The organism is Actinocorallia herbida, assembly GCF_003751225.1.
GTDB lineage: Bacteria > Actinomycetota > Actinomycetes > Streptosporangiales > Streptosporangiaceae > Actinocorallia > Actinocorallia herbida.
The window spans coordinates 9,050,314-9,072,723 of record NZ_RJKE01000001.1; the positions used below are offsets into that span (position 1 = coordinate 9,050,314).

General features: G+C 71.6%; 26 protein-coding genes and 1 tRNA gene. 12 read left to right on the forward strand and 15 right to left on the reverse strand.

Annotated features, from left to right (window positions below):
• Positions 1-12 precede the first annotated feature (12 nt).
• Positions 13-402 (reverse strand): hypothetical protein, encoded by a 390-nt coding sequence (locus EDD29_RS41215; protein ID WP_123669569.1) that lies wholly within the window; start codon positions 400-402, stop codon positions 13-15.
• Positions 403-729: 327 nt separating this feature from the next.
• Here EDD29_RS41215 and EDD29_RS41220 point away from each other — a divergent pair, with 327 nt between their 5' ends.
• Positions 730-1,674 carry a hypothetical protein gene (locus tag EDD29_RS41220; protein ID WP_246053270.1) on the forward strand — a complete coding sequence of 315 codons (945 nt, stop codon included), beginning with the start codon at positions 730-732 and terminating at the stop codon, positions 1,672-1,674.
• Position 1,675: 1 nt separating this feature from the next.
• The gene (locus EDD29_RS41225) at positions 1,676-2,407 is read left to right on the forward strand and encodes a hypothetical protein (protein WP_123669570.1); all 732 of its coding nucleotides are present in this window, start codon (positions 1,676-1,678) and stop codon (positions 2,405-2,407) included.
• A 203-nt stretch (positions 2,408-2,610) separates the two neighbouring features.
• Here EDD29_RS41225 and EDD29_RS41230 read toward each other — a convergent pair whose 3' ends face one another.
• Entirely contained in the window at positions 2,611-3,804 is a 1,194-nt protein-coding gene (locus EDD29_RS41230; protein ID WP_123669571.1) for an ATP-binding protein, read from the reverse strand.
• A gap of 270 nt (positions 3,805-4,074) precedes the next feature.
• On the opposite strand from EDD29_RS41230, the gene EDD29_RS41235 reads away from it, so the two are divergent.
• Positions 4,075-4,539: a MarR family winged helix-turn-helix transcriptional regulator gene (locus EDD29_RS41235; protein ID WP_123669572.1), complete on the forward strand. Its 465-nt coding sequence runs from the start codon at positions 4,075-4,077 to the stop codon at positions 4,537-4,539.
• Positions 4,540-4,583: 44 nt separating this feature from the next.
• Here EDD29_RS41235 and EDD29_RS41240 read toward each other — a convergent pair whose 3' ends face one another.
• A complete protein-coding gene (locus tag EDD29_RS41240; protein ID WP_123669573.1) occupies positions 4,584-4,979 on the reverse strand; it encodes a hypothetical protein in 396 nt (131 codons plus the stop codon).
• A gap of 286 nt (positions 4,980-5,265) precedes the next feature.
• Between EDD29_RS41240 and EDD29_RS47490 the strand changes: the two genes are divergently transcribed.
• From EDD29_RS47490 to EDD29_RS41260, 4 genes are all read left to right on the forward strand, one after another.
• Positions 5,266-5,727 carry a M15 family metallopeptidase gene (locus EDD29_RS47490; RefSeq protein ID WP_246053271.1) on the forward strand — a complete coding sequence of 154 codons (462 nt, stop codon included), beginning with the start codon at positions 5,266-5,268 and terminating at the stop codon, positions 5,725-5,727.
• Between the two features lie 238 nt (positions 5,728-5,965).
• A complete protein-coding gene (locus tag EDD29_RS41250) occupies positions 5,966-6,220 on the forward strand; it encodes an RNA polymerase subunit sigma-70 (RefSeq protein ID WP_123671008.1) in 255 nt (84 codons plus the stop codon).
• A 1-nt stretch (position 6,221) separates the two neighbouring features.
• Complete coding sequence (locus EDD29_RS41255) at positions 6,222-6,761, forward strand: Clp protease N-terminal domain-containing protein (RefSeq protein WP_123669575.1); 540 nt, start codon at positions 6,222-6,224, stop codon at positions 6,759-6,761.
• Positions 6,762-6,851: 90 nt separating this feature from the next.
• Complete coding sequence (locus EDD29_RS41260) at positions 6,852-7,031, forward strand: hypothetical protein (protein ID WP_123671009.1); 180 nt, start codon at positions 6,852-6,854, stop codon at positions 7,029-7,031.
• A 29-nt stretch (positions 7,032-7,060) separates the two neighbouring features.
• Here EDD29_RS41260 and EDD29_RS41265 read toward each other — a convergent pair.
• Positions 7,061-7,147, reverse strand: a tRNA-Ser gene (locus tag EDD29_RS41265).
• Positions 7,148-7,212: 65 nt separating this feature from the next.
• On the opposite strand from EDD29_RS41265, the gene EDD29_RS41270 reads away from it, so the two are divergent.
• The 3 genes from EDD29_RS41270 to EDD29_RS41280 are packed head-to-tail and all read left to right on the forward strand — an operon-like array spanning position 7,213 to position 9,556.
• On the forward strand, positions 7,213-8,178 hold the full coding sequence (locus EDD29_RS41270) for an NAD(P)H-quinone oxidoreductase (protein WP_123671010.1): 966 nt from the start codon (positions 7,213-7,215) through the stop codon (positions 8,176-8,178).
• A complete protein-coding gene (locus tag EDD29_RS41275; RefSeq protein ID WP_123669576.1) occupies positions 8,175-8,705 on the forward strand; it encodes a bacterial proteasome activator family protein in 531 nt (176 codons plus the stop codon). Before EDD29_RS41270 ends, EDD29_RS41275 begins: the two co-directional genes overlap by 4 nt.
• Before the next feature lie 20 nt (positions 8,706-8,725).
• The gene (locus EDD29_RS41280) at positions 8,726-9,556 is read left to right on the forward strand and encodes a Cof-type HAD-IIB family hydrolase (RefSeq protein WP_246053272.1); all 831 of its coding nucleotides are present in this window, start codon (positions 8,726-8,728) and stop codon (positions 9,554-9,556) included.
• A 52-nt stretch (positions 9,557-9,608) separates the two neighbouring features.
• Here EDD29_RS41280 and serS read toward each other — a convergent pair whose 3' ends face one another.
• The 7 genes from serS to EDD29_RS41315 all read right to left on the reverse strand — a co-directional run bounded on the left by serS (position 9,609) and on the right by EDD29_RS41315 (position 16,149).
• Complete coding sequence (gene serS / locus EDD29_RS41285) at positions 9,609-10,874, reverse strand: serine--tRNA ligase (RefSeq protein ID WP_123669577.1); 1,266 nt, start codon at positions 10,872-10,874, stop codon at positions 9,609-9,611.
• A 104-nt stretch (positions 10,875-10,978) separates the two neighbouring features.
• Positions 10,979-11,959, reverse strand: a complete 981-nt coding sequence (locus tag EDD29_RS41290; RefSeq protein ID WP_123669578.1) for a hypothetical protein — start codon at positions 11,957-11,959, stop codon at positions 10,979-10,981.
• Positions 11,960-12,110: 151 nt separating this feature from the next.
• Positions 12,111-12,866: an enoyl-CoA hydratase/isomerase family protein gene (locus EDD29_RS41295; protein ID WP_123669579.1), complete on the reverse strand. Its 756-nt coding sequence runs from the start codon at positions 12,864-12,866 to the stop codon at positions 12,111-12,113.
• A 45-nt stretch (positions 12,867-12,911) separates the two neighbouring features.
• Positions 12,912-13,415, reverse strand: a complete 504-nt coding sequence (locus tag EDD29_RS41300) for a GNAT family N-acetyltransferase (protein WP_123669580.1) — start codon at positions 13,413-13,415, stop codon at positions 12,912-12,914.
• Entirely contained in the window at positions 13,412-14,332 is a 921-nt protein-coding gene (gene pheA / locus EDD29_RS41305; protein ID WP_123669581.1) for a prephenate dehydratase, read from the reverse strand. Before pheA ends, EDD29_RS41300 begins: the two co-directional genes overlap by 4 nt.
• A 96-nt stretch (positions 14,333-14,428) precedes the next feature.
• A complete protein-coding gene (locus EDD29_RS41310; RefSeq protein WP_123669582.1) occupies positions 14,429-14,869 on the reverse strand; it encodes a DUF4446 family protein in 441 nt (146 codons plus the stop codon).
• On the reverse strand, positions 14,869-16,149 hold the full coding sequence (locus tag EDD29_RS41315; protein WP_123669583.1) for a glycosyltransferase 87 family protein: 1,281 nt from the start codon (positions 16,147-16,149) through the stop codon (positions 14,869-14,871). Before EDD29_RS41315 ends, EDD29_RS41310 begins: the two co-directional genes overlap by 1 nt.
• 65 nt (positions 16,150-16,214) lie before the next feature.
• Between EDD29_RS41315 and EDD29_RS41320 the strand changes: the two genes are divergently transcribed.
• A complete protein-coding gene (locus tag EDD29_RS41320; protein WP_425455020.1) occupies positions 16,215-18,401 on the forward strand; it encodes a hypothetical protein in 2,187 nt (728 codons plus the stop codon).
• Here the strand turns inward: EDD29_RS41320 and EDD29_RS45115 are convergent.
• The 3 genes from EDD29_RS45115 to EDD29_RS41330 are packed head-to-tail and all read right to left on the reverse strand — an operon-like array spanning position 18,286 to position 20,963.
• The gene (locus EDD29_RS45115; RefSeq protein ID WP_148086270.1) at positions 18,286-19,800 is read right to left on the reverse strand and encodes an MptA/MptB family glycosyltransferase; all 1,515 of its coding nucleotides are present in this window, start codon (positions 19,798-19,800) and stop codon (positions 18,286-18,288) included. The two genes, EDD29_RS41320 and EDD29_RS45115, sit on opposite strands and share 116 nt — an antisense overlap.
• Before the next feature lie 25 nt (positions 19,801-19,825).
• Positions 19,826-20,569, reverse strand: coding sequence for a glycosyltransferase family 2 protein (locus EDD29_RS41325; RefSeq protein ID WP_123669585.1), 744 nt, complete (start codon positions 20,567-20,569; stop codon positions 19,826-19,828).
• Between the two features lie 55 nt (positions 20,570-20,624).
• Positions 20,625-20,963 carry an STAS domain-containing protein gene (locus EDD29_RS41330; protein ID WP_123669586.1) on the reverse strand — a complete coding sequence of 113 codons (339 nt, stop codon included), beginning with the start codon at positions 20,961-20,963 and terminating at the stop codon, positions 20,625-20,627.
• A gap of 164 nt (positions 20,964-21,127) precedes the next feature.
• On the opposite strand from EDD29_RS41330, the gene EDD29_RS41335 reads away from it, so the two are divergent.
• Positions 21,128-21,493 (forward strand): DUF4132 domain-containing protein, encoded by a 366-nt coding sequence (locus EDD29_RS41335; RefSeq protein WP_246053273.1) that lies wholly within the window; start codon positions 21,128-21,130, stop codon positions 21,491-21,493.
• A gap of 432 nt (positions 21,494-21,925) precedes the next feature.
• Here the strand turns inward: EDD29_RS41335 and EDD29_RS41340 are convergent, their stop codons facing one another.
• The gene (locus tag EDD29_RS41340; RefSeq protein ID WP_123669588.1) at positions 21,926-22,387 is read right to left on the reverse strand and encodes an ATP-binding protein; all 462 of its coding nucleotides are present in this window, start codon (positions 22,385-22,387) and stop codon (positions 21,926-21,928) included.
• Between the last annotated feature and the right edge of the window lie 23 nt (positions 22,388-22,410).

Sequence of the window (22,410 nt, forward strand, 5' to 3'; positions counted from 1 at the left end):
TCGGCAAAGCGGTTAGGAGATCGGGCCGCATTCGCGTTCCATCGCCGAGACGGCGTCGGCCAGGCGGCCGCTCGCGGTGAGGGACGGGCGGTCGGCGGAGGAGCCGGACTTGGCGGCCTCGACGACCTGGTCAAGGGCGTCGGCGATCTGGTCGCCGACCTTCTCGACGCGCTCGTCGGCGGCGTCCGAGGCGATCTTGCGGATCTCGTCGGCCGCGTCGTTGTACGGGCCGGTGAGCGTCGACGGATCGGAGAAGTCGACGCCGACCTGGGTCGTGCCGAGCGTGTTGATCGCCGTCTTGTAGCCGTCGCAGGCCGTCGCGTGGTCGGTGGAGCCTCCTCCGCCGCTGCAGGCGGCGAGGGGCACGAGGGCGGCGGCCACGAGAACCGAGCGCAAGCGCATGGTGGGCTCCAGGGGGAAGGCGGGGAGTCCCGAGACTAGCGGGCCCCGGCGTGTCGGCCGGGCGGCTTCACCGTACCGACGCCGGCCGGCTCGGCCCCCTCCGACCCGGCACCACGGGACTCCTCCGACGATCCGTACATGTACCGACATGCACCGACGAATCCGCCGGGTTGGTAGAAGAATCCTCCATTTCGGGCCCCCTGGGGAAGAGGAATCTCTACCCAGTAGATGATTTCTCTCCCCGCGTGCCAGGGACTTGTGGACAAAATGGTCGACTCATGGTTGATAGCTAGTAAGTGTGGAGCACGAAGACAGGTGAGGAGGGGCATGGGACGTCGGCGTGAGCTGCGGGCCGCGGTGCTGGGGGCGGCGCCGAGAAGGCTGCTGACCCCTGCGGAACCGCCGCTGCACGCGGTCGAGGGGCGCATCGTCGACGCGAGTCCGCACCTGCTCGTGCTGCGTGCGCCGGCCCGCACCAACGGACAAGAACCGGTGTTCTATGACTTTCGTATGGCAATGTCGGAATCGACGGTGATCTGGCATGGCGGAAAGGCAGATTTGTCGGCACTTGTCCCAGGTCGTGAGGCTGTGGTGCGGCCGACGGCCGACGGACTCGCCGCCGACCGGGTCTGGGTCGACATCCTGCGCGTCAACGGCGTCATCGTCTCGGTCGCCCGCGAGCGGGGGGCGCGCGGGGCCGTGCACAACGTCGAGGTCGATCAGGGGCCGCACCGGCCGCGCGCGCACGTGGTGATCCCGCCGGAGAACTTCGGGCACATCCTCGTGCGGCATCCCCGCATGGAGCCCGGCCAGCTCTTCGACGTGATCGCGCTGCGGTCCGAGCGCGGCCCGGTCGCGGTGCGGCCCGGCACCGCGCAGGCGGGGCCGCTCGCCGAGGTGCCCAGCCCGGCTCCGGGGACGCTGCTGCGCGGGACGGCGACCTGGTTCTCGGCCGAGGGCCGCGGCGCCGCCTATCCGGCGCTCGACCCGTACGGCGACGCGGGGGGCTGCGCGGGGGCGCCCCCCTCGTGCGCGCCGCTTCCACTGCTCTCCCTCGGCTCCACCCTGCACGTGCGCAACGACTGCGGCAAGCGCAGCGCCGAGGTGCGGGTGATCGAGTGCGGCTGTACCGCCGCACGCTTCTGCGACCGCTGCGTCGTCTGCGGGACGTCGCCGCGGGGCCGGGTGACCGAGCTCACCCGGGCCAGTTTCGTCGATCTGGGCGGCGATCTGGATGTCGGCTGTTTCAACGTGACCCTGGTGGTGGGGTGAGATGACCAACGAATTCCTCGGGGCGCAGCTCCTCGTGATCATCGTGGTGTTCGCACTGGCCTCCTGGGGCAAGCTGCACGGGCCGAAGAACCGGATGGCCCTGGTCTACGCGCTCGCCGAGGGCGTGCTGGCGCTGGCCCTGCTCGCGACCGACGCGCTGGTGCCGCGCCTGGTGACCGTGGCGGGGCTCGCCGCGGCGACCTGGGTGGTGAGCGAGCTGCGCACGACCCGGCCCGACGACGGTTGCGGCTGCTTCGGCAGGCTGAGCCGCATCCGGATCGGCTGGCGCACGGTCGCGCGCACGGCGCTCATCGCCGGGGTGGCGTTCGCCGCCTGCTGGGCGCCGATGGCGGGCTGGGAGGTGTTCGCCGACGGCCCCGGCCTCGCCGAGGTCTTCCTCGTCGCCGAGCTGGCGGTCATCGCGGCGGTGTCCCCGGAATCCGCCGCGCTGCTCAAGCGTGCGGCGGTGCCGTGCGAGCGCCGCCCGGTGCCGCTCACCGACACGCTGCGGGTGCTGCACGGCAGCGCGGCCTGGCGGAAGCACGGGGCGGGCCTAGGCGAGCCCTCGGACGTGTGGCGCGAGCTGTGCTGGCGGTTCCTGGTCTATCCGGTACGCGGCGGCGAGCTGGTCTTCGCGGTGTCCATCGCCGACGGCGAGGTCAGGGCCGCGCATGTCCCCGTGCTGCCCGAGCGCAACGGCTCGGGTCTGCTGTCGGCTCCCGTCTTCGTCTGACACCCGGCTTCCGGCGAGCGCGGCTTCTGACACACACCACGACACTCCCGCAAAGGGGTTCGATCCACCCGGACTCAACAGCTCTCTACGGCTTTCTAGGCAGATCGCTAGAAAAACATAGAAACCACTCGTCACATCTCTCTACGGCTCTCTAGGGAAAACGCTAGAGAGCCGTAGAGATCCCGATCCGGCGACGACCGCCGTCAGGACGGCTGGGCCCGCAGGAACTTCCCGAAGTGCGGCACGGTGAAGGCGACGAGGCCGCGTTCCGCGCTGTAGATGAGGCCCTTTTTGATGAGGCCGTCCCGCGCCGGGGAAAGGCTCGATGGCTTACGGCCCAGTTCATCGGCGACGGAGGCGGTGGGCACGGGTTCGTCGCCCAGGAGGGCCATCGCGCGCATGTAATCGCGTTCGGCCGGGGTGGCCCGCTCGTACCGGCTGCCGAAGAAGCCCACGGCGAGCTCGCTCTCCGCCTCGGGCGCGGCCACCGCGATGTCGTGCGCGGTGATGGGCGAGGTGGGCGCGAGGTCCCAGACGACCTTGGCGTAGGCCTGGACGAAGTAGGGATAGCCGTCCGCGGCCTCGTACAGGGCGTCGAGGGCCTCCGGGGTGAAGCTCACCTCCTCGCGTTCGGCCGGGACCAGCAGGGCCAGATCGGCCGACTCGCGGTCGAGGCGATCGATCCTGGCATAGCGGAAGAGCCGTTCGGAGTAGGACTTGCTGGCGCTCAGCACCGCGGGCAGGTGCGGCAGCCCGGCGCCGACGACGATCAACGGCCCGCCCGTCTGGGAGAGCTCGTGGCAGGCCGCGCAGAGCGCCGAGACGTCCTCGGCCGGGATGTCCTGCATCTCGTCGACGAACAGGCCGATGCCGACGCCGAGGTCGGTCGCCACGGAGGCGGCGTCGACGAACAGCTCGGTGAGGTCGATCTCGAGGTCGCCGGAATCGGCGCGGCCGCGCACGGCGGGCACGTCGATGCCCGGCTGCCAGCGGTGCGCCGGGGCCTTGGCCCGGGTGGTCGGCTGCGGCCCCGCCTGCGCGAACGCCTTGAGGACGCCGAGGAACCACTCGATCCGATCGGGCGCGCGGTGCCGGGGCGCGAGCTCGCGCACCGCGGTGTGCAGCGCCGCCGCGACCGGCCGCCGGATCGACTGCTCCGGCCGCGCCTCGATCTTGCCGGTGCCCCACAGCCGCTGGATGGCCATCGACCGGAAGGTGTTGAGCAGCACGGTCTTGCCGACGCCGCGCAGGCCGGTGACGACCATGCTGCGCTCGGGCCTGCCGCGCGCGACCCGTTCCAGCACCACCTCGAACTGGAGCAGCTCGCGGTCGCGCCCGGCGAGTTCCGGCGGACGCTGCCCGGCGCCTGGTGCGTAGGGATTGCGTACGGGATCCACGCTCTCGGACTCTATGAGCCCATATAGCGATGGCCGTAGATTTCCGTATGAACATCTACGGCGTGTCGCCAATACAGCCATGATTCCCCCCAACCCCGACTAGACGGCGCCGTGCGGCACGCACGCGCGACCAGGACACGCACAGAATCAAGAGACGCGCGGAGCAAGAGACGCGTAATCGAAGATCCGTTCGATCGTGCCGCCCACCGTAACGCACAAATGTTCGACTCGCCAGCGACCTTGTGGAAAACCTGGCGGTAGGCTCGCCGCATGGCTGAAACGCGCTGGCTCGACGCAACCCAGCAAGGCCAGTGGCGCTCCTACCTCGACGGCAGCTCGCTGCTTCTGGAGCTGCTGGACCGCGAGTTGAAGGCCACGCACGGCCTCACGATGTCCGAGTACGAGATCCTCGTCCGCCTGTCCGAGGCCCCCGGCAGGACCCTGCGGATGGCCGAGCTGGCCCAGATGGCGTACCACTCGCGCAGCAGGCTCTCGCACACGTGCGCGCGGCTGGAGGCCAAGGGCCTGGTGGTCCGGGTGCCCTGCGACGACGACAAGCGCGGTGTGAACGCGGTCCTCACCGAGGAGGGCTACGCGTTGCTCGGCGAGGCCGCGCACGACCACGTCAGGACGGTCCGGCAGCACTTCGTGGACCTTCTCGACGCCGAGGAGCTCGCGGTCGTCGGCCGGGTCTTCGCCAGGATCGCCGAGCAGGCCCGCCCCGCCATCGGCTGACGCCTGGGCGGTGCCCGTAGGCGCGGTCGCCCGGCCCGGCCGGCTCAGTTCAGCCCGGTCGCGAAGCCGAGCGAGAACAGCGTCAGCGCGATCCAGGCGGCCATCATGCCGAAGCCGATGGCCCTGAACGAGTGACCCACGAGCTTCACCATCACGGTCCCGATGCCGAAGGCGACGACGATCAGCACGACCGACTGGGCGCTGCTGGTCACGTCCCGGTCGCGTAGGGGCGCCCACATGACGATCAGGTCGATCAGCGCGAAGAGCAGCGCGCCGCATCCGCCGAGCACCCAGTCGCGGGTGGACGGCCGGGCGCCGAGGAACGCGGGCCAGGACGGGAGGGCGGGTTCGGGGGGCAGGTCCCGGACTGGCTCGGCGGGTCCGTCCTCGCCGCCGAACAGCTCGTCCGAGAGGGTCGGGCGTTCGTCCTTCTCGGTCATGGGCGATCCTGAGGTGATGGACGTTGTACGGACAGTTCCGATACTTGCCCTGACAGCCGTCTTCCTCGTCGGGTCGGCCGCATGTGGCCAGACCGAGGAGGTGCCGGACCGCGCCGCGTCGCCATCGGGGTTCGCCTCTCCTTCCGATGCGGGGGAGCCCACGCCGACCCCGACACCTGACAAAGCCGCGTTCAAGGCCGACATCTCGAAGCTGACGGCGGCGGATCTCGAGCACTCGTGGCGGGAGGGGTGCCCGGTTCCGGTCTCGGGGCTCCGACTGATCACCATGCCTTATTGGGGTTTTGACGGCAAAACCCACGAAGGCGGGAAGCTCGTGGTGAACGCCGAGGTCGCCCAGGACGTCGCCGACACCTTCGGGAAGCTCTACAAGAACAAGTTCCCGATCCGGAAGATGGTCCCGGTCGACGTCTACAAGGGCGACGACTTCGATTCGATCGAGGCGGACAACACCTCGGCCTTCAACTGCCGGCCGGCGACGGGTTCGTCGAACTGGTCGCGGCACGCCTACGGCATGGCCGTGGACATCAACCCGTGCGAGAACCCCTACGTCTCGACGTCCGGGGAGATCGCGCACCCGCGCTGCAAGAAGTTCTACACCGACCGGTCCCCGGCGCCCGGGGTGATCACCTCGGGCGACAAGACGGTCAGGGCGTTCGAGGCGATCGGCTGGCAGTGGGGCGGCTACTGGGCCGGCACCAAGGACTTCCAGCACTTCGACAAGCGCTGACGGGGCGGTCCCGAAGCGGGAGCTCCTGGTTCCGTACGGCCGCGGCGGGGGCGCGGACACCACCGCGGCCGTACGGGGTTCATGGGGTCATGACCGCATGACCATGCTCTGAACAATTACCTTCCCGAGCGCCCTCATGTGGGCAAATCACCAGAACTCGTCCCATGTAGGTCGCGTCACACCCCTTCGCCCGTCAACCATGGTTGACAACCCTCGCGCGTCAACCTACATTGACAGCATGAGCGATGGAGTACAGCTCGCCCGTGAGGCGGGCAGCCGCGACCCGGCCGTAGGGCTGCGCGCGGTACGAGCGCTAAGAGAGCTCGCCGAGCGCCTGGAGGGCCTCCAGGTCGGCAATGCGCGCGCGCTCGGCTGGTCTTGGCAGGACATCGCCGAGGCCCTCGGCGTCAGCCGCCAGGCGGTCCACAAGAAGCACCGGAAGATCGAGACAGTGCCGCCGGTGTCCCCGGCCGCGCGGGGCAGGGAGGACTGACGTGCTGGAACGCTTCACCAAGGAGGCCCGCGAGGCCGTCGTGCGCACCCAGGCCGAGGCCAGGGAGCTCCACCACGGCGAGATCACCACCGCGCACCTCCTGCTCGGGCTCTTCGGCCCGCACAGCGGCTCGGCCGGACGCGCGCTGGCGGCCCACGGCCTCTCCCCGGACGTGCTGCGGCCCCTCGTCGCCCGTCAGTCGGGCGGCCTCGACCCCGACGCCCTGGCCGCCATCGGCATCGACCTCGACGCCGTCCGGGAGGCCACCGAGGCCACATTCGGCCCCGGCGCGCTCGACGCGCGGCCGGGCGGGCGACGGTCCGGCCACATCAGGTTCTCCGCCGAAGCCAAGAAGGTCCTTGAACTCGCGTTGCGGCAGGCCATCCGCCATAAGCAGCGCTTCATCTGCGACGGGCACATCCTGCTGGGACTGCTGATGCTCCCGGGCTCCCCCGCGGTGGCCGCCCTGCGCGCCGCCCACGTCGATCTGGAGGCCCTCAGGGCGGACGTCGAGAGGGAGGTCGCCGACCTGGCCGCCTGACCGGCCCCGGCCTTCTGAGCGCCGTGTCAAGCCCTGGCGGGTGAGAAAGGAGAATCCCAGCCGTCACATGCGTTGGCTATCCTCCCGCGCATGGCTGAGAACGAACTGGATCCCGCGCGGAGTACCCAGCAGTTCCGCGCGTTCACCGAGCAGAACCGTCCGGAGCCTCCGGCTCCTTCCGGGCCGCCCATGGGGATCATCGCGGCGGTGGCCGCCGTGGCCGCGGTCGTGGCGATCGCCATCGTCGCCCTCATGGTGCTGATGGGCTGACGCCGACCTCCGGGCCGCGCCGCGCTAGGCGGAGGGTATGGGATTCGAACCCATGGGACCCGTGAAGGCCCGGGCGCTTTCAAGGCGCCTGCACTCGTCCACTATGCGAACCCTCCAGTGGCGGACACCACGATAGCGGCCCGGGGCACCGGCGTGCTCGCCGATGGATAGCGTGATGACCATGCATGCGATCTCCATTGACACGCCGGGCGGCCCCGAGGCCCTGGTCTGGGGCGAGGTCCCCGATCCGGTCCCGGGCGAGGGCGAGGTACTGCTCGACGTCGTCGCGAGCGCCGTGAACCGCGCGGATGTGCTCCAGCGGATGGGCTTCTACAATCCGCCGCCAGGGGCGTCCCCTTACCCCGGTCTGGAGGTCTCCGGACGCGTCGGCGCGCTGGGCCCGGGGGTCGAAGGCTGGAAGGTCGGCGACGAGGTGTGCGCGCTTCTGGCCGGTGGTGGGTACGCCGAGAAGGTGGCGGTTCCGCACACCCAGCTCCTTCCGGTCCCCGCGGGCGTCTCCCTCGTGGAGGCGGCCGGGCTGCCCGAAGTCGTCTGCACGGTCTGGTCCAACGTCTTCCTGGACGCCGGTCTCACCAAAGGCGACCGCTTCCTCGTGCACGGCGGAGGCAGCGGCATAGGCACGATGGCCATCCAGCTCGCGAAGGCCGCCGGCGCGTACGTCGCCTGTACCGTCGGCACCGAGGAGAAGGCGGAACGGTGCCGGGAGCTGGGCGCCGACCTCACGGTCAACTACCGCACCGAGGACTTCGTCGAGTCCGGAGGCTACGACGTGATCCTCGACAACATGGGCGCGAAGTACCTCGCGAGGAACGTCACCGCCCTGAACACCGGGGGCCGCCTCATGGTCATCGGCCTCCAGGGCGGGGCCAAGGGCGAACTCGACCTCGGCGCGCTGCTCGCCAAGCGCGCCTCGGTCCACGCAACCTCACTGCGGGCCCGCTCGTTGGACGACAAGGCGCGCATCGTCGCCTCGGTGCGCGAGCGGGTCTGGCCGCTCGTCGCGGCGGGCTCGGTCCGGCCGGTGATCGACCGGACGGTGCCGATGGCGGAGGCGGCCGAGGCACATCGGCTGATGGAGAACAGCGGCCACTTCGGGAAGATCTTGTTGGAGACTGGGGAGTCATGAGCGAACAGGAGCAGGAGCCGCACGTGCTGATCGTCGGACCGGGCAAGATCGGCGACCAGCTCGGCGGCCACGACGCCGACGATGACGACGAGCAGCAGCGCCCCCTCACCGAGATGGTGGAGCAGCCCGCGAAGGTCATGCGCATCGGCGGCATGATCAGGCAGCTGCTGGAGGAGGTGAAGGCCGCCCCCCTGGACGAGGCGAGCCGCGTCCGCCTCAGGGAGATCCACACCTCGTCCATCAAGGAGCTGGAGGACGGCCTCGCCCCGGAACTCGTCGAGGAGCTCGAGCGGCTGTCGCTGCCGTTCGCCTCGGAGGTGCCGAGCGAGTCCGAGCTGCGGATCGCCCAGGCCCAGCTCGTCGGCTGGCTCGAGGGGCTGTTCCACGGCATTCAGACCACGCTGTTCGCCCAGCAGATGGCCGCCCGCGCGCAGCTGGAGCAGATGCGCCGGGCGCTGCCCGCGGGCATGGTCCCGCCCGGTGGTCACGAGGACGACCGCGGTGGTTCCAGCGGTCCCTACCTGTAAGGAGTGAGCGCGAGGAGCGGGTGGACGCCCGCTCCTCGCGGCAGAACATGAAGCTCATCGCCACAGATCTCGACGGCACGCTCGTCCGTTCCGACGGGACCGTCTCCCCCCGTACCGTGGCGGCCCTGGCCCGCGCCGAGCAGGCGGGACTCGCCGTGCTCATGGTGACCGGCCGCCCTCCCCGCTGGATGAACGTGGTCGCCCAGGAGATCGGCAACCGCGGCCAGGCGATCTGCGCCAACGGCGCGGTGCTGTACGACCTGGTCACCGAACAGATCATCAGTCGCCGGACGATCCCCGCCGAGGTCCTCGACGAGGTGATCGGCAGGCTTCGGGCGGAACTGCCCGAGCTGCGCTTCGCCGTCGAGTACGGCGAGGGCTTCGTGTTCGAGGAGCGCTACCTGCACGGCAGGTTCGACCTCGGCAAGATGGGCGGCGAGGCGGTCGACGACGCGGGGCTCGTCGCACGCCCGGCGACCAAGCTGCTCGGCCTGCACCCCGGCACCGACCCGGACGCCCTCATGGCGCACGCGGTCAAGGCGGTCGGCGACCTCGTGACGATCACCCGGGCGTCCGAGCGCTCCCTGCTGGAGATCAGCGCCCTGGGCGTCACCAAGGCGACCGCCCTCGAGGACTACTGCGCGGCGCGCGGGGTGGCCCCCGCCGAGGTGATCGCGTTCGGCGACATGCCGAACGACCTCCCGATGCTGACCTGGGCGGGCCGCCCCTACGCGATGGCCAACGCCCACCCTTCGGTCCTCGCCGCGATTTCCGCCCACACCCCCGCCGACAACAACGCCGACGGGGTCGCGGCGGTCCTGGAGGACCTTCTCGACGGCCGCGTGTCCTGAGACGGCGCCGCCCGCGCCCCGGAACGGGACGCGGGCGGACCGACGGTCGGGGTCAGCGGCGGCCGCCGACCGGCTCCAGGATCTCGCGGCCGCCCAGGTACTTCTGGAGCGCCTCGGGGACCCGGACGGATCCGTCGGCCTGCTGGTGGTTCTCCAGGATGGCGACGATCCAGCGGGTGGTCGCCAGGGTGCCGTTCAGCGTGGCGACGGGCTGGGGCTTGCCTTCGGCGTCGCGCATCCGGGTCGACAGGCGGCGCGACTGGAACGTGGTGCAGTTCGACGTGCTGGTGAGCTCGCGGTAGTTCTGCTGGGTCGGCACCCAGGCCTCGCAGTCGAACTTGCGGGCCGCGCTGGAGCCGAGGTCCCCCGCGGCGGTGTCGATGACCCGGTAGGGCAGCTCGACCTTGGCGAGCATCTCCTTCTCCCACTCCAGCAGCCGCAGGTGCTCGGCGTGCGCGTCGGCGGGGTCGACGTAGGAGAACATCTCGATCTTGTCGAACTGGTGCACCCGGATGATGCCGCGGGTGTCCTTGCCGTAGGAGCCGGCCTCCCTGCGGAAGCAGCTCGACCAGCCGGCGTACCGCTTGGGCAGATCGGTGAGGATCTCGTCCATGTGGTACCCGGCGAGGCCCACCTCGGCGGTGCCGACGAGGTAGAGGTCGTCGGCGGGCAGGTGGTAGACCTCGGGCGCGTGGTTGCCGAGGAAGCCGGTGCCCTCCATCGTCTCCGGCTTGACCAGGACCGGCACGTACATCGGGACGAACCCGGCGGAGACGGCCTGCTCCATCGCCATGTTGAGCAGCGCGAGCTGAAGCTGCATGCCGATGCCGGTGAGGAAGTAGAAGCGCGAGCCGGAGACCTTCGCGCCGCGTTCCATGTCGATGGCGCCGAGCAGTTCGCCCAGCTCCAGGTGGTCGCGCGGAGTGAAGTCGAAGGCCGGGATCTCGCCGACCGTCTCCAGCACGACGTAGTCGTCCTCGCCGCCCGCGGGCGCGTCCTCGATGATGTTGGGCACCGAGCGCAGCAGCGTGTTGAGCTCCTCGCCGAGGACGCCGGACTCCGCCTCGGCCTCCTTGACGGCCTGGGCCAGCTCCTTGGCCTTGGCGAGCAGGGCCTGCTTCTCGTCGCCCTGAGCCCGGGAGACCAGCTTGCCGGAACTCTTCTGCTCGGCGCGCAGCTGCTCGAACCGGGTCAGCGCGGCACGGCGGCGCTCGTCGAGGCCGAGCAGGGAGTCGACGACTGCCTCGTCCTCGCCTCGGGCGCGCTGGGAGGCGCGCACGCGTTCGGGGTCTTCACGAAGGGCTCGCAGGTCAATCACAGACCCGAGGTTATCGCCCCGGGGCACCCCGGCGCTTCCCGATATCCCCGGGGCGGGCCGCGCGCCGACCCGCCCCGGGAGCTCTCAGGTACCGCCGGAGGGCGTCAGCGCACGTCGACGTAGGTCTTGCCGCTGGTGACCCTGAAGTCGGCGCCCGTGCCCTTGTAGACGGTCCGCCAGTATCCGTCGCGGGTCGCGGTGAACTTCTTGCCGTACCTGCCGTCCGCGCCGACCCAGGCGTCGTCCTTGAAACGCCACTTGCTGGAGCCCTTGGCGCGGAAGTAGACCGCGACGTGGACCCTGCCGAGCGCCGCCCAGAGCCCGTCGACCTTGTGGCCGAGGGAGCCGTAGACGCGGACCTTGCCCTTGTACTTGACCTTCTTGGGCGTCGCCGACGCCGACAGACGGGTCGGGTAGCGGGAGTCGACCCAGATCTTCTTCTCGGTGGCCGCCCAGCCGTCGGCGGCGGAGTTGGCCGGGAGGGTGACGAGCCAGGTGCCGTCCTGGGCGACGGTCGGGGCGAACCGGAACTTGCCCTTGCCGTCGGTGGCGGCCGAGGCGACGTAGCTCCAGTTCTGGCCGTCGGGGGAGAACAGCAGGTCGAGGCGGGCGCCGGACAGCGCCTCCCGGCCCGCGAGGCCGCTCCGGTAGAGGCGGCCGGTGATGTTCACCGGCTTGTTCTGCGCGACGGGCCTGGGCTGGGCGCCGAACCCGTCGATGCCGGTGCGGTAGACGACGTTGTAGAACGGCGTCGCAGCGGTGGACTCGTTGTAGGAGGAGTCTCCGAAGAAGTCCGCGGTGAAGGCGCCGCTGCGGGGCACCCTGAGTTCGGCGATGTAGAGGCCCTGTCCGTTGGTCTCCACGATCTGGCGCTTGCCCGCGACGTCGACGAGGACGTCCCGGTCGGCGAGGGCCTTACCGCCGGACGTGAGCTTGCCGGTGACCGTGACCTCGTCGCCGATGAAGGCGGGGGGTGCGGCGACCTTGATGGTCAGGGTGCTGCCGGCCGCGGCATAGGCGGGCGGCGCGAACGCGAGGCCGCCGGCCAGGAGCGCCAGGCCGGTGGATACGGCGATGATGCGCAACGGGTCCTCCGAGGGGGACGGGAGGGGATTCCGGAGATCTCCGGAACGGTCGTGATCAAGCGGAACACCCGTTATACCAGGATTTCCAAAAATAATTCGGAACCCAGGCAACCTTCCCACTCCATGGAGTGTCGCCCTATGTCGCCTTTCTTCAGGGGCGTGTCCAGGTGAAGACCGGCGGACGCCGCTCCTTGAAGGCCGCGACGCCCTCGGCCGCGTCCGCGCCGGAGATCGACCCCTCCTGCCAGGAGGCGAGCCGGTCCTCGGTCATGGTCCCGGTGACGAACCCGTCGATGATGTCCTTGGCCGCCTCGTGGCTGAACTGCGAGCGGGACAGCAGGACGTCGAGGTAGGCGCGGACCCGTCCCGCGAGGTCGTCGGTGACCTCCTGGAGGAAGCCCAGGCGCAGCGCGTGCCCGGCGTCGATGAGGTCGGCCGAGTACAGCAGGTACTTGGCGGCGGCCGGGCCGACCAGGGCGATCAACCTGCGGATCGCCGACGGCGGGTACACGATGCCGATCTTGGCGGGGGTGATCGCGAAGCGCGCGCCGGTGTCGGCGAAGCGCACGTCGCAGGCGCCCGCAAGCTGCCAGCCGCCGCCGACGCAGAAGCCGCGGATCGCCGCGATCGTCGGCTTGGGGAACGCGGCGAGCGCCGCCTCGGCCTGCGCCGACAGGTTCGCCTCGCCCGCGGCGTTGATCTCGGCGAGCTCGGTGATGTCGGCCCCCGCGCAGAAGTGGTCGCCCTCCCCGGCGAGCACGAGCACGCGGACGCCCGGATCGTCGGCCAGCTTGCCGACCAGGCCGGGCAGCTCGCGCCACATGGCCGCGGACATCGAGTTGCGCTTCGCGGGATTGCTGATGGTCACCGTGGCGACGCCGCCCGAGACACCGGTTTCCAGGCTCATGGCGGAGATCGTACCTAGCGGTGATCTCCCGACCGTCGGCCGACCTCAGAGCCCCATGATCGGCGGCGCGTAGGAGAACTCGCCGAGACCGTCCGGGCGGTAGGCGCTGAGCACCCGGACCTGGAAGTGCACGCCCCACGCCGGATCCGGCGCGCGGACGCCCAGGTCGGAGGCCGGGACGAACCCGAACCTGCCGTAGTAGTCCGGATCGCCGAGCAGCGCGATGAAGGGCTCGTCCAGCGCGTCGGCCGCGCCGAGCACCGCGTGCATCAGCGCCCTGCCGACGCCCGAGCGCTGCACGTCGGGCCGGACCGACAGCGGGGCGAGGCCCAGCGCGGGCGTCGTCCCCGCCCGGCCGCGGGTGCAGACCACATGCCCGACGATGTCGCCGCCGAGCTCGGCGACCAGGGACAGCCGCGGGATCCAGGCGGGGTCGGCGCGCAGCTCGTCCACCAGGGGCGCCTCGGCCGCGTGCGGGCCGCCGAACGCCGCGGCCACGACCTCCCGGATCGCCCGCGCGTCCGCGGGCCGCTCCCGGCGGATGATCAAGACTGGCCCCGGATGCCCGAGAGCCAGTCGGACGCCGCGGCGAAGTCCTCGTCGGCGGTGCCGCGCCGGGCCACCGGGCGCACCCCGTCGGCCGCCGGGTAGCTGCCGACGAACCTGACCTCGGCGCAGACCCGGCGCAGACCCATCAGCGCCTCGCCGACGCGGGCGTCCTCGACGTGGCCCTCGAAGTCGATCCAGAACAGGTAGGAGCCGAGCCCGGCCCCGGTGGGCCGCGACTGGATGAGCGTCAGGTTGATCCCCCGGACGAAGAACTCCTGGAGGATCTGGAGCAGCGCGCCCGCGTGGTCGTCGCGGATGTAGGCGACGACGGTCGTGCGGTCGCGGCCGGTGCGCCGCGGCGGCGCGCACGGCAGGGACAGCTCGACGAACCGGGTGACCGCCCCGTCGACGTCGTGGATCTTCGAGGCGAGCGCGGTGAGCCCGTACCTGGCGGCGGCGAAGGATCCGGCGAGGGCCGCGTCGTACAGGCCGTCGGCGACGTGCTGGGCGGCTTCGGCGTTCGAGGTCGCGGCCCGCCATTCGGCGTCCGGGACGTGCGCGGCGAGCCAGCGGCGGCACTGCGGCTGGGCGTGCGGGTGGGACGCGACGGTCTTGATGTCGGCGAGCGCGGTGCCCGGCCGGACGAGGAGCGCGAACTCGACCGCCAGATGGATCTCCGTGACGATCTGGAGCTGCTCGCCCGTCGCCAGCTCGTCGAGGGTCGTCGGCACCGAGCCTTCGACGGAGTTCTCCAGGGCCACGACCGCGCGCGAGGCGAACCCGCTGCGGACGGCGTCCAGCGCGGCGGGCACTGTGGCGTAAGGCATCCGCTCGGCTTCGGCCGCACCGGGCAGCGTGAGCAGCGCGGCTTCGGTGAAGGTGCCTTCGGGACCCAGGTAGGCGTAACGGTCGGGCATGAAACAAAAGATTAACCGAGTCGGATCGCCGCTCGTGTGGCTAAGGGAGCCGAGCGCTGGTTTTGTGCGGACGGCCGGGGCGCGTCGGCCGAAGAGTCAGCCGCCTACGGGGGCGCCGAAGTCGGCGAGGGGGTCGTCGAGTTCCACGACGGGGCCGCGGCCGAGGCGGGCTGCGCGCAGGGCGTGCTCCTCTTCGGGGGAGAGCAGCTGGGAGCTTCGGCCGCCCTGGACGACCTTGGCGTAGGTGCGGGTCTCGCTGCGCCCGTTGATCGAGCTGATCACCACGCCGTCCCCCGCGGCGTCGAGGACGGCGAGGGAGAACGACAGCTCGCCCGACATCTCGGCGAGCGCGTCGTAGCGCACGATGGCGAGGTCGCGGAGCGCCTTCTTGTCCACCCCCGTGGCCACCTGCATCTGCCGGCGGAGGACGTCGGCGCACTCCTCGACGACCCTGCCCACCCGGCTGCGCGCGGTGAGCGCCATGGCGAGGCCGGCCAATCCGCTGAGAGCGCCCACGACGGCGACGGTGATAAGCATCACGGGGTGAGCGTACCCATGCCGACGCGCTCCGGGCCTTCTTCCCGCCCCTGCGGAGGTGTTTCCCGCCACATTTCGTTCACCAGCCAGCCACCGAGGACGAACAGCAGGGCCACCGCGCCGAGCCCGTACGAGCTCTGCATGGCCCTGCCCAGGGCCTGTTCCCAGACCGGGAGCCGGCCCTGGATGTGGGAGGTGCCCCACCAGGGCGTCTGGAGCACGTAGAACAGCCACACACCGGCCGCCGCCAGGCAGCGACGGAGGTTGCGCCCATCTCCCGCCAGAGCCCCGACGACCAGGACGATCCACACGAGGTGGTGGATCCAGGCGACCGGCGAGAGCAGGACGGCGAGGAGCCCGGTGATCGCGATCCCTGCCGTCTCGGCCGACCAGGCGTTCGTCGGGGAAAGCCGCCCGGACGCGCCCAGCAGGGACAGCTTCCTGGCGTACCGGAAACCGACGAACGCGACGGTGACGACGGCGACGAGCCAGACGAGCGAGGTGACCGTGTCCGGCCAGTACAGGCGCAGCAGGAAACCGCGCAGCGACTGGTTGGAGGTGCCGAAGTTGGAGCCGACCCGGTCGCCGGCGAGCAGCGCCCCGAACCAGAAGTCGACGGAGTCGCGCGGCAGCATCACGAAGGTGAGGAGGCTCACGCCCACTGCGGTGAGCACCGCGTTCCCCGCCGCCTCGCGCCGCCGGGTGATCAGGAAGTAGACCAGGAAGACGCCGGGCACCAGCTTGAACGCGGTGGCCAGGCCGACGAGCACGCCGCGCGGCCAGTACGTGCGCGGGGCGAGGCAGTCCATCACGCACAGCGCGACGAGGAAGAGCCCCACCTGGCCGAACCTGACCTGGTCGTAGACGGGCAGCGGGAAGATCAGCGCGGCGACGAGCCCGCCGAACACCAGGGGCCCGAAATCACCCGCGCGGGCGATCAGCGGGCGAAATCCCCACCAGACCGCCAGCGCCAGCGCCCCGAACACCAGCCCGACCATGACGACCTGGGCCACCGGCCAAGGCAGCCAGGCCAAGGGGGCGGCCAGGATCGCCGAGAAGGGGGGATACGTGAAGGGGAGGAGTTGGGGGGCCTGCGTGACGAAGTCGTAGACGGATCTTCCGTCGAGGACGGCCTGCCCGGCCGTCCGGTAGACGTCGAGGTCGACGAGGCGCTGGTCTTCGGGGTTGCTGAGCCAGCTCATCGCGACGGGCACGAGGGCGGCGCCGGCCGCCAGCAGGCCGCCGAAGGCGGCGATCGTGCGTCTCCAGGGTCCTGCCATGGGTCCATCCTGGCGCAAGCCGACCACTAACCTGGGGACGAGCGTCGATGAGGGGCCCTGGGGAGGTGCCGTTGACCCGCTGGCGGATGCACCGTCGGGACGCCGCCGCAGCGGGACGGATTCTCCTCCTCGCGCTGCTCGCGGCGCTGATCCCGGTCGTCGCGCTGCCCGCTTCCGCGCAGGCGGCGGTGCGGCCGGGGCCGGTCGTGGTCGTCGGAGTACCGGGCCTCGAGTGGTCCGACCTCTCTCCGGGGGACACCCCTGCGCTGTGGAAGATGGTCGGGAAGGGCGCCGCGGCGTCCCTGTCGATCCGGACCACCACCACGCGAACCTGCCCGATCGACGGCTGGCTGACCCTCTCGGCGGGCCAGCGCGCCAGGCTGGAGCACGGCGCGTGCGCCCTGCCTCCCACCCCGCGCGCGGCGCCGGGCGGGGGCGCGGTGGTGCCGGGCTGGGCGGCGATCGCCGAGGACAACACGACGACCAACTACCAGGCGCAGGTCGGGGCGCTCGGCGCCCGGGTCCAGGAGTCCGGCGGGTGCACCCGGGCGGTCGGGCCCGGCGCGGCCCTCGGCGCGGCCGACACCGAAGGCAGGATCGACGACTACGTGCCGGTGCCCGAGGACGTCGAGGACTGGTCGCGCTGCCCGTTCACCGTCGTGGAGATCGACGACGTCTACCGCGTGTTCGTCGAGGCGGGGGTGGACGAGGACGGCGAGCAGGTCGAGGTCCCGGCCGCCGACCGGGCCGACGCCGCCGCGGCCGCCGACACCCGGGTCGCCGCCCTGCTCGGCAGGCTCCCGGCGGACGCGACGGTCCTGCTGGCCGGGCTCGCCGACACCACCGGCGACCCGCACCTGCACGTCGCGGTCGCCCAGGGCCCGGGGTTCTCCTCGGGCTACCTCACCAGCTCCTCGACCCGGCGGCGCGGCCTCGTCACGCTGACCGACCTCAGCACGACGGTCCTGTCCGTCCTCGGGCTGTCCCAGCCGTCGGGGATGGTCGGGGCGACCTGGCGGACGGTCCCCTCACCGGACACCGCGGCGCAGAAGACCGACGTCCTGCATGACGAGGACGTCGCCGCGCAAGCGATACGGAGCCTGAGTGGTGCCTTCTTCATCGTTCTGCTCGCCGCACAACTTCTGCTCTACGGATTCGCCGCCCTTTCGCTGCGCCGTCGCGCGTTCGACCGGCGCCGCGTCCTCGGACTGACCCGGATCGTCGCCCTCGGCGGTGCGGCGGCCCCGGTGGGCACCTATCTGGCCAACCTCATCCCGTGGTGGCGCTCGGACCACCCCGTCGTCTCCCTCACCGTCTGCGTGGCGGCGGCGACCGCCCTGGTGACCGCCGCGGCCCTGGCCGGGCCCTGGCGGCGCAGCCTGACGGGCTCGGGCCTGGTCATCGCGATGATCACCGTCGCGGTCCTCGGCATCGACGCCATGACCGGCTCGCACCTCCAGCTCAACGCCTTCATGGGCTATACCGCGCTCGTCGCGGGCCGGTTCTACGGCTTCGGGAACATGGCGTTCTCGCTCTTCGCCACCGCCGCGATCCTCACCGCGGCCTGGCTCGCCGAACCCCTCGTGCGGGCGGGCCGGCGCCGTGCGGCGGCCGCCCTGGTCGTCGCGATCGGGCTCGGCGCGATGACCGTCGACGGGTTCCCCGGCTGGGGCGCCGACTTCGGCGGGGTCGTCGCGATCCTGCTGGGCACCGCGGTCCTCGCCCTCCAGGTCGGCGGCCAGCGGGTCTCCGCGGTGCGGATCGCGCTGGCGGGCGCGGTCGGCGCCGGGGTCGTCCTCGGCATGGCGTTCCTGGACTCGCTGCGGGCCGAGCCGACCCACCTCGGCAAGTTCTGGGAGCAGCTCGCCGCGGGCGAGGCCCTGGGCGTCGTCACCCGCAAGGCCGGGGCGATGCTGCGGAGCTTCGGCGGGTACCTGCCGTTCACGCTGATGGCGATCAGCGCCCTGCTGTTCCTGTTCCTCGTGCTGGCGCGGCCCCTGGCGTGGCGGGCCTCGGCCCTGGCCCGCGCCTACGACTACAGCCCGACCTTCGCGCCGTCGCTCGTCGCGGTCCTCACCGTCACCCTGGTGGGCATGCTGATGAACGACTCGGGCGTGGTGATCCCCGCGCTGGTCTTCACGCTGGCGGTCCCGCTGGTGCTGGCGGCGTGCGTACGAGCACTGGAACTGGACGCCGAGCGAGGCATGTCCCCACCAGAGCCGCCAGCACCGCGGCCAGCACGAACGGCATGACGGTCGCGCGAAGGCCCGTCACCAGCCAGTGCAGCCCGTCCGGGAGCCCGGCGAGCACGGGGTCGCGCGCGGGCAGGTAGGCGAGGCTGAGCGCGACGGTCCTGGCCAGCATGATCCAGTCGAACCGCGACCACGGCAGCAGCACCAGGACGGCCCAGCCCAGTCCGTCGTACCAGGGCAGCGCGTAGGACGCGGCGAACAGCCAGGCGAAGACGAGGACGGCGGCGGTCCGCACGGCCTCGTCGGCCTCGGGCAGCGCCCGGCCGAGCAGCCAGATCAGCAGGACCATCAGGCCGAGCGACAGCACCGGCACCAGGTCCTTCGGCAGCCCGACGTTCAGGACTCCGCCGCCCCGCCCGGCCACCAGATGCCACGGGTTGGCCAGTGAGACGAACTGGGACGCCTTCCTGACCTGGTCGAACGCGCCGAACCCCACCGCCGCGTAGGCGGCCCCCGCGACGGTCAGCGCGCCGGCCGCGAGCGCGGCGAGCCCGCCCCACCTGCGGGCGCGCAGCAGCGGCCAGGCGGCGCCCCCGCCGACCAGCCCGGCCGGGAACTTCATCGCCAGCGCGGCCCCGGTCAGCGCCCCCGCGCCGAACGCCCGCCAGACCGCGCCCGCCCGGGAGGCCCGCCGGACGCCCGCGGTGCAGACGGCGAGGGCGAGCACCGCGGCGCCGATCGCCAGGACGTCGTTGTGGGCGCCGGAGACGAGCTGGTAGAGCAGCAGCGGGTTCGCCGACCAGAGCAGGGCGGCGCGGAGCCGGCCCGGCTCGTCGCGGGCGGTCCGCCGCAGCACGAGGCCGATCAGCACGAACACCAGCGCGTTGATCAGGGACAGCGCGAAGACCGTGCCGCGCACGGTGTCGCCGCCCGCCCAGACCGCGAACTCCTGGGTCCAGGTGACGAACGGGCCGTAGACCGACGGCGTGGTCCGCCATTCCTGCACGGCCAGCCCGTAGGCGTCCGAGCCGAGGTCGACGGCGGTCGTCGTGTACGGATCAAGACCGAGAGCGGCCATATGCCCGTAAGAGGCGTAGTTGAGGTGGTCTGAGGAGCCGACCGGAGGGGTGACGGCGAAGGCGAGCGCGGCGAGCACGCCCGCCGCGAGGATCGGGCCGCTGCGCGGGCGGAAGCCCCGGCGCACGGCGGCCAGGCACAGCGCGAGACCTGCCCCGGCCAGCGTGATCGCCGCGGCGAGCAGCGCGACCGCCGCGCGGGGGTCCAGCCCGGCGTTCAGCGCCCAGGGCGGCCCGCCGCCCGCGCCCAGGGCGGGCTGGACGGCCGACGGCCCGAGGACGGACAGCGCGAGGAAGCCCCCGAGGGACAACGCGCAGCAGGCCAGCCCCAGGGGGAGGAGCAGGCGGGCCCGGATCCGGGGTGCGGGAGTGGCGGCGTCCATGGCGCGGGGGGCGCGGGCGTCCGGGTCAGCGGGGCTTGAGCCGGGAGAGCCCGCCCCGGACCGCGGGATCCCGGACGGCCAGGGCGCGCGCGACGTCCCGGAACTGGCGGGCCCGGTGGATCTGGGCGCGCAGGTCGGTGCCGGTGGCCCGGTGCGCGAGCGGCACCTCGACCTCCTTGATCCGGAAGCCGCGGCGCAGCAGGTCGATCGTCAGCGCGGTCTCCACCCCGAAGCCGTGCGCGAGTGGCTTGGCCGCCTCGAACGCGGCCCGGGTCAGGCAGCGCTGCCCGTTGAGCGGCTGGGTCGGGGTGAAGCCGGTGGCCCGCTTGATCCCGTCGCGCGAGAGGCGGACGACGAGGCCGTGGCCGCCGAGTTTCACCGTCGAGGAGAAGACGGCGATCGTCATGTCGGTCTCGCCCGCCGTGATCGGCTCGATCAGCGGGGCCGCCTCCCGGGCCGTGTCGCCCAGGTCGGCGTCGAGGAACAGGAGATTGCGCGGACGGGCGCCGTCGCGGGTGTCCAGCAGGCGGACCGCTTCGGCGCCCGTCTCCATCGCGGCGGCCTTGCCGCGGTTGCGCGCGTGCCGGACGACGTCGGCCCCGGCCTCGCCCGCGATGATCGCGGTGGCGTCGGCCGAGCCGTCGTCGACGACCAGCACCAGATCGACCCCGGGCAGTTCGCGGGCCGCCCGGACGGTCGCGGCGATGCGATCGGCCTCGTTCATGGCCGGAATGATCACCGCGGTGCCGGTCGGCGTTTCGTCGGACATGCCTGCGATCGTAGTGGCGTCGCGGGCGTGCGGGCCGCCCGCGGCGCGCGACACGTCAGGTGGCGTCGAGTGCGGGCACGGCGTCGTGCACGGTGAACACGGTGTCCAGGCCGGTGACCTGGAGGATGCGCTGGACGGCCGGCCGGGGTGCGGCGAGTTCGAAGACGCCTCCGCGTTCGCGGACCCGCTTCATGCCCGACAACAGGACGTTCATCCCGGTCGAGTCGCAGAATTCGACCCCGGAGAGATCGACGACGACCCGGTCGAGTTCCTGTTCGCCGAGCAGGGCGGCGAGCGCCTGCTGCAACCTGGGCGCGGTGTACAGGTCCAGCTCACCGACGGCTGAGACGACGGCGTGACCTGCCTGAGATGCAGTCGAGACCTGAAGCTCCATGACGGGCACACTATCGGCCCGCGCGCCAGGTAGCCAGACAGTCTTCGCCAAGTCCGAGTGATTCGCCCAGCCGATTGGTGATGATCCGGTCTACCTGCGGTAACACCAGGTTCGATCTGCACGATCGGGACGCGCGAGACCCTCGGTTTTGGGAAGCTGGACCGGTGAGGAAGCAGCCCGACCGGCAACGCTCCCGGATGCGCGAACGCCTGGAGGCGATGCGCGCCCGGGCCGAGAAGTCCACGTCCTGGAGAATCCCGGTCGCCTACCTGCTGCGCCTGGTCAACCACAAAGGCGAAGTCCCCATCGGCACCCGCCTCACCCGCGAGGACCTGATCTTCCTCGCCGAGGCTCGCGAAGAGGTCGAACTCCTGGCCGAAGCCGCCCTCCGCATCCTCGAACTCCACCACCCCAAACCCTCCGGCGGCCTCTCCAGCGACCCCGAGAACCCCCTCCGCCGCTGCCGCGCCTGCATGACCCGCTGGCCCTGCCCCACCTTCCGAGCCCTCACCACCTCCCTAGACCACTGACCCCCACCCCCAAAACCCCCACAAGAACGTTCTCCACCCACCCATCGGCGGGGGTCCCAGCTCAGCCCACCAGCGATCCCCCAGCCCCACCCGCGAGGCTTCCGGCTCAGCCACCGGGATCTTCCCGCCCAGCCACCAGCGAGCTCTTCCAGCCCGGCCCCCAGGGGCACGGCCCCCAGCACGAGGAATCCCCCTGAGAGTTTTGTGAGGGCGCCCCGACGTCCGCCAGGCCGGAGGGGCGGGCGTCGGGATCCAAAGCGCCCGAACCAGCCGCACCCGCGGCCTCGGGAGCCCTCAAGGGCGAGCGAGGACGCGGGTGCGGCGATAAGAGAGGCGAGCGAGGCCGCGGGTGCGGCAATGAGATTGGATGCTCGAGGTGCTACCGACGGGGGCGCGACAGCACCCCGAGCTGAGGCAGACCTTAGCGGCCCCTTAGGAAAGATTTTGCACGGGGGTGCCCGTTTCTTGGACAAGTCTTCCGACGCCGTCCATCTGCGGGAACACCGACGGGGCGTGCAGGTGGGCCCAGACGGTGCTGCCGTGGTCGTCGCGGCGTACTCCCCAGGCTTGGGAGAGGGTCTCGACGATGCCGAGGCCGCGGCCGCCGAGCGAGGACAGGGCGGGCTGGCCCTTGCGGGGTTCGGTGATGGCGCCGCCGTCGGAGACGGAGACCTCGACGATGTCGCCGATGCGCGTCCAGGCGGCCTTGATCTGCGGCTCGGGGCCGGGCAGCGGGCGCGCGTGGCGGAGCGCGTTGCTCAACAGCTCGCTCACGATCACCGCGGCATCGTCGGCGACTTCGTCGGGCACGCCCCATTCCAGCAGCTCGCGCCCGAGTCTCCGTCGTACCGCCGAGACCCCGGCGGCTGAATGGGGCAGGTGGACGATGCTCATCGTCAGAACCTCCTCCATCCGCT

Bases quoted from the DNA above. Each gene is read 5' to 3' on its own strand.
- EDD29_RS41215 (WP_123669569.1), bottom strand. From the start codon at position 402: ATGCGCTTGCGCTCGGTTCTCGTGGCCGCCGCCCTCGTGCCCCTCGCC.
- EDD29_RS41220 (WP_246053270.1), top strand. From the start codon at position 730: ATGGGACGTCGGCGTGAGCTGCGGGCCGCGGTGCTGGGGGCGGCGCCG.
- EDD29_RS41225 (WP_123669570.1), top strand. From the start codon at position 1,676: ATGACCAACGAATTCCTCGGGGCGCAGCTCCTCGTGATCATCGTGGTG.
- EDD29_RS41235 (WP_123669572.1), top strand. From the start codon at position 4,075: ATGGCTGAAACGCGCTGGCTCGACGCAACCCAGCAAGGCCAGTGGCGC.
- EDD29_RS41240 (WP_123669573.1), bottom strand. From the start codon at position 4,979: ATGACCGAGAAGGACGAACGCCCGACCCTCTCGGACGAGCTGTTCGGC.
- EDD29_RS47490 (WP_246053271.1), top strand. From the start codon at position 5,266: ATGCCTTATTGGGGTTTTGACGGCAAAACCCACGAAGGCGGGAAGCTC.
- EDD29_RS41250 (WP_123671008.1), top strand. From the start codon at position 5,966: ATGAGCGATGGAGTACAGCTCGCCCGTGAGGCGGGCAGCCGCGACCCG.
- EDD29_RS41260 (WP_123671009.1), top strand. From the start codon at position 6,852: ATGGCTGAGAACGAACTGGATCCCGCGCGGAGTACCCAGCAGTTCCGC.
- EDD29_RS41270 (WP_123671010.1), top strand. From the start codon at position 7,213: ATGCATGCGATCTCCATTGACACGCCGGGCGGCCCCGAGGCCCTGGTC.
- EDD29_RS41275 (WP_123669576.1), top strand. From the start codon at position 8,175: ATGAGCGAACAGGAGCAGGAGCCGCACGTGCTGATCGTCGGACCGGGC.
- EDD29_RS41295 (WP_123669579.1), bottom strand. From the start codon at position 12,866: ATGAGCCTGGAAACCGGTGTCTCGGGCGGCGTCGCCACGGTGACCATC.
- pheA (WP_123669581.1), bottom strand. From the start codon at position 14,332: ATGCCCGACCGTTACGCCTACCTGGGTCCCGAAGGCACCTTCACCGAA.
- EDD29_RS41310 (WP_123669582.1), bottom strand. From the start codon at position 14,869: ATGCTTATCACCGTCGCCGTCGTGGGCGCTCTCAGCGGATTGGCCGGC.
- EDD29_RS41315 (WP_123669583.1), bottom strand. From the start codon at position 16,149: ATGGCAGGACCCTGGAGACGCACGATCGCCGCCTTCGGCGGCCTGCTG.
- EDD29_RS45115 (WP_148086270.1), bottom strand. From the start codon at position 19,800: ATGGACGCCGCCACTCCCGCACCCCGGATCCGGGCCCGCCTGCTCCTC.
- EDD29_RS41325 (WP_123669585.1), bottom strand. From the start codon at position 20,569: ATGTCCGACGAAACGCCGACCGGCACCGCGGTGATCATTCCGGCCATG.
- EDD29_RS41330 (WP_123669586.1), bottom strand. From the start codon at position 20,963: ATGGAGCTTCAGGTCTCGACTGCATCTCAGGCAGGTCACGCCGTCGTC.
- EDD29_RS41340 (WP_123669588.1), bottom strand. From the start codon at position 22,387: ATGAGCATCGTCCACCTGCCCCATTCAGCCGCCGGGGTCTCGGCGGTA.